This window comes from Clostridium folliculivorans (assembly GCF_024341905.1).
Classification (GTDB): domain Bacteria; phylum Bacillota; class Clostridia; order Clostridiales; family Clostridiaceae; genus Clostridium_AR; species Clostridium_AR folliculivorans.
In genome coordinates this window covers 262,791-276,126 of record NZ_BQXY01000005.1, presented here as the reverse complement: position 1 = coordinate 276,126, position 13,336 = coordinate 262,791, and the positions used below count along the sequence as shown (strand labels likewise).

The window sequence follows — 13,336 nt, the reverse complement described above, 5'->3', positions numbered from 1 at the left end:
TTATTTTCATTTCAATACATAGATAATTCAAGTTCATAACTTTTTAACTATTTATAAAGTTAAATTTATAAATAGTTATATAGTTATGTAGTTAACTTTTTAAATTTATAAATAGTTATATAGTTAACTTTTTATATTTTTATGTTTGTGTACGCTTAAGACTATTGTTCAAATTAATTAGTTATTAAGGAGATGCTATATGAGCGAGCTATTAGAATTAAATGATTTTTTCAGATGGAGTGGCGTTAAAAACTGTACTGTTCGAACGTAGTGAGTTTACAGTTTTAGCCATGGAATATGACAAAATCATATTAATTCTTTGCGTAAGCTCATTAAAGTATCGGATGAATAACTAATTAATGATACAATGCATTTAATCCTACGCCTTATTCTTTATATAACCTACTAACCCGTTGTTCTTTATTATTTCCTGCATAAACTCAGGGAATGGCTCTGCTTTGTATTCTTCTTGCTTTGTAAGATTCTTAATTACTCCATCACTGAAATCTATCTCTACTTCATCGCCCGCATCTATACCAGCTACAGCTTCATCACACTCTAAGATAGGAAGTCCTATATTGATAGCATTTCTGTAGAATATTCTTGCGAAGGTAGAAGCTATGACACAGCTTATTCCACTTTCTCTTATTGCTATAGGTGCGTGTTCTCTAGAGGACCCACATCCAAAGTTCTTGTTGGCAACCATTATATCTCCTTGGTTTACCTTATTAACAAATTCTGCATCTATATCTTCCATACAATGAGCTGCAAGTTCCTTAAAGTCTGAAGTATTTAGGTATCTTGCTGGTATAATTACATCTGTATCAACATTATCTCCGTATTTAAAAACTCTTCCTCTTGCTTTCATCTTTGCTAATCCTCCTAAACTAATTCTGGGTCAGTTATTACTCCAGTCAATGCTGAAGCTGCTGCTACTGCTGGACTTGCTAGATAAACCTCTGACTCTACATGTCCCATTCTTCCAACAAAATTTCTATTTGTAGTAGAAACTGCTCTTTCACCTGCTGCTAATATTCCCATGTGTCCACCAAGACAAGGTCCACAAGTAGGAGTAGAAACAATTGCTCCGGCTTCAATAAAGTCTTTCAGTAACCCTTCTTCCATAGCTTGTAAATAAATCTTTTGAGTTCCTGGGAAAACTATAGTTCTTACATACTTAGCAACCTTTTTACCTCTAAGTATTGAAGCTGCTACTCTTAAATCTTCTAATCTTCCATTTGTACAAGAACCTATGACTACTTGATTTATCTTAACTTCACCAGCTTCATCTACTGTCTTTGTATTTTCAGGTAGATGAGGGAAAGCTACTGTTGGTCTTAGCACCGATAAATCTATCTCATAAACCTCATCATATTCAGCATCTTCATCTGGTTCGTAAACTTTATATTCTCTTGTAGAATGTTCTTTCATATATTCAACTGTTTTTTCATCTACTGGGAATATTCCATTCTTAGCTCCTGCTTCAATTGCCATATTTGCCATTGTAAATCTGCTATCCATTGAAAGATACTTAAGTCCATCCCCTGTAAATTCCATTGATTTATATAAAGCCCCATCAACACCTATAAGACCTATGATATGAAGTATTACATCCTTACCGCTTATCCATTTAGCAGGTTCATTTTTTAATACAAACTTCAAAGCTGAAGGAACCTTAAACCAACATTCTCCTGTAGCCATCCCTGCTCCCATATCTGTAGAACCTATTCCTGTTGAGAAAGCTCCTAATGCTCCATAAGTACAAGTATGTGAATCAGCTCCTATAACCACATCTCCAGCTACAACTAATCCTTTTTCAGGTATTAGAACATGCTCTATTCCCATCTCACCGATATCAAAGAAGTTTGTTATTTCCTTTTGCTGTGCAAATTCTCTTATAAACTTACATTGCTCTGCTGCTTTTATATCCTTATTTGGTGTAAAATGATCTGGTACTATTGCAATCTTATCTTTATCAAAAACTTCTGAATCACCAAGTTTTTTAAATTCCTTTATAGCCACAGGTGAAGTTATATCATTACCTAAAACCAAATCAAGCTTTGCTTGTATAAGTTGTCCTGCCTTTACTGTTTCAAGACCTGCATGGCTTGCTAATATTTTTTGAGTCATCGTCATCCCCATTTTAAAAATACCTCCTAAAAATAAGTTCTTACTTTTCTTTCTATATCTTTTATTAGTTTATATTCTATTGAATCAACTAGCGCTATCCAGCTAGCTTCAATAATATCCTTTGATACTCCAACATTGCTCCATTTTTCTACTCCATCGGTAGACTCTATAAGAACTCTAACCTTTGCCCCTGTATTACTCTCTGAATCTAAGACCCTTACCTTATAATCTACAAGTCTTACGCTTCTAAGCTGAGGGTAAAAGACTTCTAAGGCTTTTCTAAGAGCTTTATCTAACGCATTCACTGGTCCATCACCTTCAGCTGCAGTGATTTCTGTCTTACCATCAACTGTTATATTTATTAAAGCTGTTGAACTGAAGGTTCCTTTTAAGGAAGGTTGTTCACCTATTATCTTAAAGTGGTTTAGTTTAAAGAAGGGCTCATACTTACCTATAACCTTTCTCATAACTAGTTCAACAGTTCCTTCCGCCCCTTCAAACTGATAACCATCAAACTCTAATTCCTTTAGCTTGTCAGTTATAACTTTTACTTCTTCACTATCCTTTTTTATATTTGGGAAGATCTTTTGAACTTCTTTCCATATAGTACTTTTCCCACTAACCTCTGAAACCAAAAATCTTCTCTTATTTCCTACAAGCTCAGGCTTTATATGTTCATAAGATTTTGGATCCTTAGCTACTGCATCTATATGCATACCACCTTTATGAGCAAAAGCTGAAGCTCCTACATAAGGGGTATCATCACTTAGCGTTATATTGGATATTTCAGAAATGTATCTTGAGATTTTTGTTAGCTTATCTAGACTCTTTCTTGCATTAAGTTCATAGTCGTATTTACAAATAAGAGTGGGTAAAATTGTAGATAAGTTGGCATTTCCACATCTCTCCCCTATACCAATGAAGGTTCCTTGTATGTGGGTAGCTCCCTGTTCAACTGCCATTATTGAATTTGCTACTGCCATCCCCATATCGTTGTGGCAATGAATCCCCAAGTTATCCCCTAAAACTTTATTAGTTTTACTTACAATCTTAGATATCTCAGAAGGTAATGTTCCTCCATTTGTATCACATAAAACTACTACTTCTGCTCCAGCTTCCTTTGCAATCTTTAAGGTTTCTAAAGCATATCCCTCATTACTCTTAAAACCATCAAAAAAGTGCTCCGAGTCAAAAATAACCTTTTTCCCTTTATCAACTAAAAACTTTATAGAATCATATATCATAGCTAAGTTTTCTTCTAAGGTAGTTTTCAGTATGTCCTTCACTTGAAAGTCCCAAGACTTACCGAAGATCACTATTGTTTCTACTCCTGCATCAAGTAGATCCTTTAAGTTCTTATCGTCTTCTGCCTTAGTCCCAGCCCTTCTTGTACTTCCGAAGGCTACTAGCTTTGCATGATTTAGTTTAATACTCTTCATAGATTTAAATAACTCTAAATCCTTTGGATTTGACCCGGGATTTCCTGCTTCTATAAAATCTATGCCTAAATCATCTAAGCATTTACATATCTTGATTTTATCTTCTAGAGAAAATGAAATCCCTTGTCCTTGTGCCCCATCTCTTAAGGTAGAATCTAAGATATAGATTTTTTTATTCAAAATTCACTCCCCCATTTGATATCCATATGGATGTACCTCTTCGTAATGAAATTTATCATTTTTAAATTCTCTCACCAGAACCCGTGAGAGTTTTAAAAATAGATTTAGGACCGAAGTGGTACATCTAAAGATGAACCATTTCATAATTAAAACCCTTATATAAAATCCCCTTTTTACTGCTTATTGCTTATTATTTTTTCATTTTTACGCCCCGAATTTTTACTGAAAATTCTTACTATAAATAATTTTCTGACATAAAATTATTAAAGTTCCCCACAAATAGAATCCTTATTTGAATATATATAAATCTTTAACCTACATACTCCTCTTCGAAGTAGTCCCCATAGGAATTTATATCTTTACTTCCCCTTTCAATAGCTGTTAGTCCAGTTCTTACAATTTCCTTTACACCATACTCTTCCATCAGTTTTATTAATGCAGATATCTTACTATCATCTCCAGTAAGTTCTATAGTTAATGTTTCTGTATCCAAATCTATAACCTTACATCTAAAGATTTTAGCAACATCATTAATAGCTGCTCTTTGCGCTGCATCAGCTTTGACCTTTATAAGCACAAGTTCTCTAATAACTGAATTGTCAGGTGTAAGTTTTATGACTTTAATAACTTCCTGCAGCTTGTTTAACTGCTTTATAAATTGATCTAAAGTTTCTTCTCCTCCCATAAGGGTTATAGTCATCCTTGCAAAGTCTGGATTTTCTGTTTTACCTACGGATAAACTATCAATATTAAAACCTCTTCTCATAAACAATCCTGAAACTCTGCTTAGCACTCCAGCTGTATTTCTTACCAAAACAGATAATACATGTCTCTCCATCGCAACCTCCCATTATATATCTTATTTTCTATTATTAAGTTATATCTTATAGGTTTTTCCATTAAAAAAGATTAAAAAAATCCCACTCCAATGATATGAATCATTTAAAGTGGGATATGTTATCATCTCCGCCTTATAAAAAAGATATCACCAGGTTCAATCAAACCCTTGCCTATAACGGGGCTTACCGGAAGTTCCTTACTCGCGCCATTGCTTTCAGGTTTCTGCTCAAGAGTGATTGTCACCTAGAAAAAACATCGATTCTCACCTAACCTCGACTCTCTGTGGCTTTTAATAACTAAATGACTGTCTCCGTCAACGCATTTATTTTTAACGGGCATATATTCAAATTGTTTTCTGAATTTATTATTAATTATGATTTTATTTGTGAACTTACAATATGTCAATACTTTTAAAAATTAAATGGCAATATAATATTTATTCGTATATTATATTGCCATTTTTATAATTGAATAGGTTTTAAAAATCAATTCAGTTAATTATTTCTAACCTTTAATATTCTCATTGCATTTAACACAGCTATAAGAGCTACACCGACATCACCAAAAACTGCTTCCCACATATTGGCATATCCAAGAGCTCCAAGTACCAAAATCACAAGCTTTACTCCTAATGCAAATATTATATTTTGCCAAACTATAACATTAGTTCTTTTGGCAATATTTATACCCATTGCTATTTTAGAAGGTTCATCGGTCATTATCACAACATCAGCAGCCTCAATAGCTGCATCTGAGCCAACTCCGCCCATTGCTATTCCGATATCAGCTCTTGCAAGTACTGGAGCATCATTTATTCCATCACCTACAAAGACTATAGAATCCTTCTCCTGCTTAGCACTAAATATACTTTCTAATCGTTCTACCTTATCAGCTGGAAGAAGTTCAGAGTATACCTTTTTTATAGATAGTTTTTCAGCTACTGATTCTGCAACCTTCTTATTGTCACCGGTAAGCATTACAATGTCATCAATTCCCATAGCTCTTAAAGATTCGATAGCTTCTTTAGAGTCATGTTTTATTTCATCTGCAATCAATATATAACCTGCATATTTTTTATTAATTGCAACATGAATCACTGTACCTACAACATCCTTAACTTCAGTTTTAATAGAGAAATCCTCCATGAGCTTTCCATTTCCTGCTAAAATCTCTTGTCCATCAAAGTTTATCTTTATTCCTCTTCCTGATATTTCTTCAAAGGAATCTATTTTATTTTTATCAATAGACTTTTCATATTCTCTAACTATAGATACTGCAATTGGATGGTTTGAGTAAAATTCTGCATAAGCTGCAAATTCAAGCAATTGATCTTTAGTAAAATCATTTCTATTTTCTAAAGCTGAAACCTTAAATACACCTTTTGTCAAAGTACCTGTTTTATCAAAGACTACTGTCTTTACCCTGTTTAATGCTTCAAGATAGTTTCCACCTTTAATTAATATCCCTTGCTTAGAAGCCGCTCCAATTCCTCCAAAGAAAGTTAAAGGTATAGATATAACTAAAGCACAAGGACAGGAAACAACTAAAAATACAAGTGCTCTATAAATCCATTGTGAAAAGCTGTGACTTCCAGTAACTATTGGTGGTATAAATGCTAAAGCCAATGCAGCGAAAACCACTGCTGGTGTATAATATCTAGCAAACTTTGTTATAAACTTTTCAGTTTGAGCCTTTTTATTACCTGCATTTTCTACAAGATCTAATATCTTAGCAACAGTTGATTCCCCATAAGTTTTTGTTACTTTCACTTCTAAAAGTCCATTTTTATTTATTGCACCAGAAAGAATTTCATCTCCCAGTTTTACTTCTCTAGGTACTGATTCACCAGTTAAGGCCGAGGTATCTATAGATGCTTCTCCTTTTAATATGATTCCATCTAGAGGTATTCTTTCTCCTGCTTTTACTATAATTATATCTCCAACTTCTATACTTTCAGGTTCAACCTTTTGCTCGCCTGAAGGAAGTTTTAAATTTGCATAGTCAGGTCTTATATCCATAAGTCCTTGTATTGATTTTCTTGATCTACCAACAGCCATATCTTGAAAAGCTTCTCCGATTTGATAGAACAACATAACTGCTACTGCTTCTGGAAATTGTTTTATTGCAAAAGCTCCAACAGTTGCTAGCACCATTAGGAAGTTTTCATCAAATATTTCGCCTTTTTTAATATTTTTTAAAGCTGATAGAACTATATCTCCTCCAGCTAAAACATAGCTAACTAAGAAAATCCCAAGCTCACCATAAAAACTAAAATTAAATATAAAGCCTATAGCATATAAAACTATGGCAGCTATTATCCTTCCAATTCTAAACTTAGATAACTCACCACCATGCTCATGATCGTGTCCATGATGCCCATCTTCTTCATCTTCATGACTATGCTCATGTTCTACATGTCCATGATTATGTCCAGCATTACTATGAGTGTGTTCCTTTGTTTTATGATCATGATTATGACTATGCTGATGAATAGGTTCTTTGTGTTTAACTCTTGCCCCTAAAATTTCTGCTCTATTTACTTCATCATGCTGATGATCTTCACAGCATCCATCATTACAAACCGATATAGCTTTAAGTGGTTTACTAACCTTTGCTTTAGTAGCCTTTCTTACTTTAACATGAGGTTCTTGAGCCACTACTATATCTGTAACCTTTGAGATTATACTTTCTTTTTCATCTTCGTTCACCGTCATAATTAAAGTTCCGTTAGCAAAGTTAACACTTGCTTCCTTCACCTCATCTAATTTATTTATCTTGTCTTCTATCTTAGCTGCGCAATTTGCACAATCGAGTCCATCCAGATAGAGTTTTACTTTTTCCATTTGGTTTATCCCCCTTTGCAGAACTTGTGCCTTTTCATCTAAATTTAAAATATTGTATTTAATAACTATAATTTTCAGAAATACATAAAAACAGAATATCTGTAGTTATGTTCATCGTAATTTATCTTTCTGTAATATGTTCTAATCCTTGGTTGAAAATAGTTTTTACATGTTCATCATCTAATGAGTAATATACTATCTTCCCTTCTCTTCTGTGTTTAACAAGTCTAGCTGATTTTAAAACCCTAAGTTGATGTGAAACCGCTGATTGAGTCATCTTTAACAATGCTGCTATATCACAAACACACATCTCTGCTTCAAAAAGTGCACAAATTATCTTTATTCTAGTGCTATCTCCAAAAACCTTAAAAAGCTCTGATAAATCGTATAAGGTCTCCTCTTGTGGTATTTTATCATTTACTTCCCTTATAACATCTTCATGTATTATGGTACAATTACAACTTTCAATCTTTTCATTTATCATATAATCACCTCATAATAATTTCCAACAAACATATGAGCAATTGTTCATATGTTAATATTATTATATGACTTACACTAATAATGGTCAATTAAAAATAGTAATTATTTTATTTTTTATAATTTTATAATAAACACCAAATGAGTTGCTTTACATATATTAATGTATTTATAATTTATGTATAAGAATTCAATTGTTAAGATGTTCAAAATTACATTATTTTAGGAGAAGATTATGAAATATTATTTTTTTAGTTACAGAGTGGTAAATCCTCTTGGTGAATTTTTTGAAAGCGCCGTATGCGATAAGCACCCTTTCGAAAAAATTAAAGAGATGAGAAAATCTACAGATGAATATGACTTTACCCTTTTATTCTTTACTGAAATATCTGCTGAAGAATACAAAAGCTTCTAAATTTTTTCAAATAGCTAATAATAAAAGAGATTTCGAAATAGTATGAGGAACTATTTCGAAATCTCTTTTTCAATGTAAAGAAAATCATAAAATCTTTATGCCAATTAAATCTAGATATCTCAATGCTTTCAGAATATTCTTATGGAGATACAGTAAAAAATAAAATTTATTCGTCTGCCAAATACTACACTAATCCCATTCTCCTATTGGATCTATCATAATATCCCTCCTCAATACCCTTAATTTAATAATAGTTATTTTTACATATTTTGTAAATAGTTGTTCATAAAAATGTATTTTTATGGTAAAATTTCTATTAGCGGCTGTTTTTGCGAATAAAACCACTAATCTGGTCATATATTTCTAACCTAAATATATTCTAAAGGAAGATATAAAATGCGTTTTAAATTATATGATTCTAAAATTGATGAAATTTTAATAGAAAATGATGATTTATCATACTTGGTAGATAATGAAGAGGAGTCTTTGTCTTTTTATGTAAGTCTAGGCGATGAACTTAAATCAAAAGGGAAAATATATCACTCCTATATATGTTTTTGTAAGGCCTACGAACTAGAAGCTACCTGTGATGATAATCTAAAGGCAAAAATTGCGATATGCCTAAGTACTTTAGCATTAAAGCTTAATAAGATATGTGAAGCAAAAAAAATATTGACTGAGACCCTTGATATCGATTTAAATATTTGCAGCTCTAAGAAAGGCAAACTACTTTTAAATTATATATTAGCTCTAAAAGTTGAAGGAAATCTTGATGATGCACTAGAAAACATCCTTTTATTCGAGAGCAATTTCGACATAAACGACTTTAATTCATTTAGTTTGATAACCTTAAAAGCAAATATACTTAAGGAAAAAGGACTTTTAGATAATGCTGTAAGCATACACAAACTTCTTTTTGCTTCAAGTGATAAAATAGAAAATAAACTTGTTGCTTCTTGTAATATGCTTGATATATATATGGAATGTGGTAACTTAACAAAAATTAAAGAACTTTTAGATAAACATGATGATATAGTATTGGAATATATAAACTTAGACAATAAGTCCTATGAAACAGAAATATATTTTACTCTTTTTAAAAGCTATGATTTTATTAATGACCAGGATAAAGTTATAAAATTCTACAAACTAACTTACGACAGCGCTGTTTGCCATAATGATTATAAAACAATAGATAAATGTATTAATTCAACATATTATTCCAATGTTAGAAGTGAGTAATAAAGCCAGTGAAATTACTTTCTCAAGTGAGTTTTTTTCATCTGTTTTTCCTAATACATCAAAAAAGAGATTGTACTAAAAACTATATAAATAGTTTTAGAACAATCTCATAAATTACAGCTTGCTATATACCCAATTATGTCCAAGAAGAACTTTTTGTTCAGTTATTCCATTTTGCTTTAACTGCTCTGCTGCTTCTTTAAAGCATCCAGCTAAGTTATCAACTACGTGAGCATCACTATTTATATTCATAGGTATATCTAGTTCCTTGCATCTTCTTATAATCCATTCACTTGGATAATACTCTGATATATATCCCCTGGTTACTCCACCAGTATTTACCTCAACAATGATGTCATCTTCTTTTATTACCTTTAAGGTCTTTTCAATTTGTTCCACATATCTTGGATCATCTTCTCTGAAGAATAAATTGTTCTTATTAAACTTCTTAATTAAATCCAGATGTCCGACTATATCTGGTCTACTACTTTCTACCATTTCTCTAATAAAAGCATAATAAGCCTGAATAAACTTATACGAATCGCCATCATAACCATTTTCGATTATACTTCTTAGCTCATCTTCATTATAATCGACAGTTAAATACTCTCCAGTATCCTTTATAGGCATGAAATGAACGGATCCTATACAATAGTCCAGTGGAATAGTCTTATATATTTCATCCCCTGGTCCCATAAGATTTTTTATATAATCAATTTCTAGTCCCAGGTAAATCTCTATCTTATCTTTATATTTTTCTCTTAATGTCATTATTTCTTCAACGTACTTAGATAAGTTTTCTTGATTCATCGTCCACTCGTTAGGTATAGCTACAGGTGCATGACTAGAAAAACCTATAGCTTTGAAACCTAGTTCAATAGCTCTTTTAACAAAGTCCTCTGGCTCTCCTTTTCCATCACAATAGTGATTGTGCATGTGGTAATTAAATAGATCCATCATTCTCCCTCCCTTATGCTTACTGCTACTAATAAAGCTTATGCTTATTATATATTATAAATTATAAGAAGAGAGCTTAGCTATAGATTTTTGTAGTTATAATCCCTATTAATAACAAAACTTTTATTTCATTTTATTTTATTAGATTAGTTAACTTAATTAACTAATATCTAATTCACGTAAATATTTTAGACTGATTAATTAAGTATGTTAGAAATTTTTTTCTAATTATTTCAAAATTAGAAGTTTAAACCTACTTTACTTATAGTTCAACATACTCTCGTGAACATAAAAACAAAAAGTCAGAAAGAACACATTCGCTCTTTCTGACTTTTAGAGATCTTAATTAGATCTTTCAGGTGAATCATATGATAGGATTGTGATTCCCCTATCACCTACATTAGTGCTGATTGTTCCAAAGGAAGGAATTATAATTGCACCTAATAAAATAACACCAAAAATAATCTTTGCAACTTTATTTCTCATTCTCATTACCCCCATTTACTAACTATGTTACTATTATAATTCTTTTTTTAATAAATTGCACTATTTTTGATAAATTTAACAATATTTATTTTACAAGTAATGTCTGTAATCTATTCAATAAAGTAATAGCCTTGTTACTATCATTTTGTTTAACAGCTACCTCTATTAACTTATATAATGCATAACTTTTACCTTGTTCAACACCATTATTATCTAACATTTCTAAAAATCTATTAATAGTTTCTTCTATCTTACCGTAGTCTTGTCTCGATTCGTATGCATTTACCAAATCTCTATTATTCTCAAAAAGCATGTCATATTTCTGATATTGCTCTGCCATACTTACTGCAAGTTCAAAAATCATAATGCTTTCATCATATAAGCCTTGTTTAAAGAAAACTTTTGCTTTTGTATTTAATGTATTAGCAAGAGATTCTTTGCTTACTCTATTTTTTAATTTCTGAGCCTCACTAATATACTTTAAGCTTTCTTGATAATTTCCACTAGCGTAATAATATTCACCTATATTATTATATGAATAGGCTAGTAAAACATCATTTTTATCCTTGTTTTCTTCAATCAAGCTTAGATATTCCTTTATAGCTTCATCTCGTTTATCGACAAAATTTAATGAATTGGCTCTAATTATCCTTGCATCAGTTAAAATGTTATATTCAACTTTTTCTCTATTTGAAAGTATCCTTTCATCGATTATATTTATGCACTTTTCGTATTCTTTAGTGTAAAAATGAGATATGGCTTGATTTACAGTAGCTCTGTAAAAATATCTTTCATTATCCGTTTGTTTAGCATAAAATATTGCTTGTTTATAATAAAAGATAGAATCTTCTTGAGCATTAATCGATGCCTTACAATTACCTAAAATATTATAGATATATACTTGAGATGCATCATCCTTCAACTCTTTATATTTGCCTAAAGCAAAAGAAAAACACTCAAAGGCTTTAGCATATTCCTTCTCAGAAAAATACTTCTCTCCGTCTAACTTATATACTGTAGCTAATAAATCATCTAAATTATATTTCTTACCAACCTCTATAAGTTCTTCTAACTTTTTATGGCTATTTTCATTTTTTAATTCATTTTCAATATAATATCTAGCATCTTCCTCCGGTTGTCGTGAAAAATACTCTTCGTCTAAATCTAAGTTTACAGAAATTCTTTTTGCTATTTCATTAAATCTTTCTGCAAGATGTTTAGAACTTGCCTTACTTACATTTCTCTTACCACTCTCCATCATACTGATGAAGGCTCTAGTCATGTTAACCCCCTCTAGTGCGGCTTGATTAACTCTGAACTTTTTTCTCATCTGTCTTATCTTTTCACTTGGATTGTAAAACTCCAAATTAATCCCCCCTTAGCCAACAATTGCCTGATCACTTATATACTATATAATTATAACTGCTTTTTAATAAAAAATCATAAAAATATATGAAAAAATGTTAATTTTTTGGGGATTATTTATTCATGTATTTGTATTTTCTTGTCACCTGAATTATGATTATTTTTTCAGTTATCTTAAATTAATGTTATTACCACGAGTTCTGTCACAAAACTTCACAACATCTGTAATCTTTTTAGCGACATTATTTTTAAATTCAAAAAGTCGCTGGAGCGACCTTCTTCAGTGAACTTTTTCCGCATCTACCATTCCGAATGCATATGAGGAAAATCTGGTAGTCGAATAAGTTTTACTTTTTACTCCATAACCATAAAAAGCTTCTAAAACCATTGAAATATATAGGTTTAGCTAGCTGATAAATTTCATAAATTCCAATACAAAAAAAGTTCTAGCTATAATAAATATAACTAGAACCTTTAAACAAATTAGTATCTTATGTCCAACCTTGTTCCTCTGCCATTACTCCACTTTTGTTTTTGCTTGGCTCTTCTATTGTGGTAGGAAATCTACTTTTAGCCCATTGATTCTGTGTTTTTGTACCATTCTTTTTAAAAGTCTTTTCTGTATACTCTCTTCTATGCCTACTATTCATTGCTAGCACCTCCACAAATTTTTATAGTTTATGGTGTCTAGATGCATCTTATCTATAAAGCTTTATGTCGTGAACATATAGAAACTTTCACTATACAATAAAGTTAGATTGAAAATGCATCTTTGGCTTTGGAAAAATACTACACTCCAGATTTTCATAACTTTCACCACATAAAACCACTACTGAAAGCTCTGAATTCTAAAATACTTCTGGAATGTTATATATATATTATGCTACAGATTAAAAGTATTATAATGATGACTTTTTATTAAAAACTCCATATGCTAACAATATAGTAAATCAATATTT

Annotated in this window: 12 protein-coding genes; 2 read left to right on the top strand and 10 right to left on the bottom strand. The window is 31.3% G+C overall.

Going from position 1 to position 13,336, the window contains the following annotated elements:
- Nucleotides 1-379: 379 nt before the first annotated feature.
- From leuD to OCU55_RS15995, 6 genes are all read right to left on the bottom strand, one after another.
- Nucleotides 380-868, bottom strand: coding sequence for a 3-isopropylmalate dehydratase small subunit (leuD, locus tag OCU55_RS16020; RefSeq protein ID WP_261853299.1), 489 nt, complete (start codon nt 866-868; stop codon nt 380-382).
- A gap of 14 nt (nt 869-882) precedes the next feature.
- Nucleotides 883-2,142, bottom strand: coding sequence for a 3-isopropylmalate dehydratase large subunit (gene leuC, locus OCU55_RS16015; protein WP_261853298.1), 1,260 nt, complete (start codon nt 2,140-2,142; stop codon nt 883-885).
- A 14-nt stretch (nt 2,143-2,156) separates the two neighbouring features.
- Entirely contained in the window at nt 2,157-3,752 is a 1,596-nt protein-coding gene (cimA, locus tag OCU55_RS16010; protein WP_261853366.1) for a citramalate synthase, read from the bottom strand.
- 307 nt (nt 3,753-4,059) lie between these two features.
- Nucleotides 4,060-4,587: an acetolactate synthase small subunit gene (gene ilvN, locus OCU55_RS16005; protein ID WP_261853297.1), complete on the bottom strand. Its 528-nt coding sequence runs from the start codon at nt 4,585-4,587 to the stop codon at nt 4,060-4,062.
- Nucleotides 4,588-5,083: 496 nt separating this feature from the next.
- A complete protein-coding gene (locus tag OCU55_RS16000) occupies nt 5,084-7,432 on the bottom strand; it encodes a heavy metal translocating P-type ATPase (protein WP_261853296.1) in 2,349 nt (782 codons plus the stop codon).
- A gap of 121 nt (nt 7,433-7,553) precedes the next feature.
- Nucleotides 7,554-7,916, bottom strand: coding sequence for an ArsR/SmtB family transcription factor (locus tag OCU55_RS15995; RefSeq protein WP_261853295.1), 363 nt, complete (start codon nt 7,914-7,916; stop codon nt 7,554-7,556).
- Nucleotides 7,917-8,147: 231 nt separating this feature from the next.
- Between OCU55_RS15995 and OCU55_RS15990 the strand changes: the two genes are divergently transcribed.
- Together OCU55_RS15990 and OCU55_RS15985 are read left to right on the top strand one after the other, a co-directional pair.
- Nucleotides 8,148-8,327, top strand: coding sequence for a hypothetical protein (locus OCU55_RS15990; protein WP_261853294.1), 180 nt, complete (start codon nt 8,148-8,150; stop codon nt 8,325-8,327).
- Nucleotides 8,328-8,723: 396 nt separating this feature from the next.
- Entirely contained in the window at nt 8,724-9,569 is an 846-nt protein-coding gene (locus tag OCU55_RS15985; RefSeq protein WP_261853293.1) for a hypothetical protein, read from the top strand.
- A 114-nt stretch (nt 9,570-9,683) separates the two neighbouring features.
- Here the strand turns inward: OCU55_RS15985 and hisJ are convergent, their stop codons facing one another.
- The 4 genes from hisJ to OCU55_RS15965 form a co-directional block, all read right to left on the bottom strand.
- On the bottom strand, nt 9,684-10,526 hold the full coding sequence (gene hisJ, locus OCU55_RS15980) for a histidinol-phosphatase HisJ (RefSeq protein ID WP_261853292.1): 843 nt from the start codon (nt 10,524-10,526) through the stop codon (nt 9,684-9,686).
- A 342-nt stretch (nt 10,527-10,868) separates the two neighbouring features.
- On the bottom strand, nt 10,869-11,012 hold the full coding sequence (locus OCU55_RS15975; protein WP_261853291.1) for a hypothetical protein: 144 nt from the start codon (nt 11,010-11,012) through the stop codon (nt 10,869-10,871).
- A gap of 85 nt (nt 11,013-11,097) precedes the next feature.
- The gene (locus OCU55_RS15970; RefSeq protein WP_261853290.1) at nt 11,098-12,378 is read right to left on the bottom strand and encodes a helix-turn-helix domain-containing protein; all 1,281 of its coding nucleotides are present in this window, start codon (nt 12,376-12,378) and stop codon (nt 11,098-11,100) included.
- Between the two features lie 490 nt (nt 12,379-12,868).
- Complete coding sequence (locus tag OCU55_RS15965) at nt 12,869-13,027, bottom strand: hypothetical protein (protein ID WP_200267822.1); 159 nt, start codon at nt 13,025-13,027, stop codon at nt 12,869-12,871.
- Nucleotides 13,028-13,336: the final 309 nt, after the last annotated feature.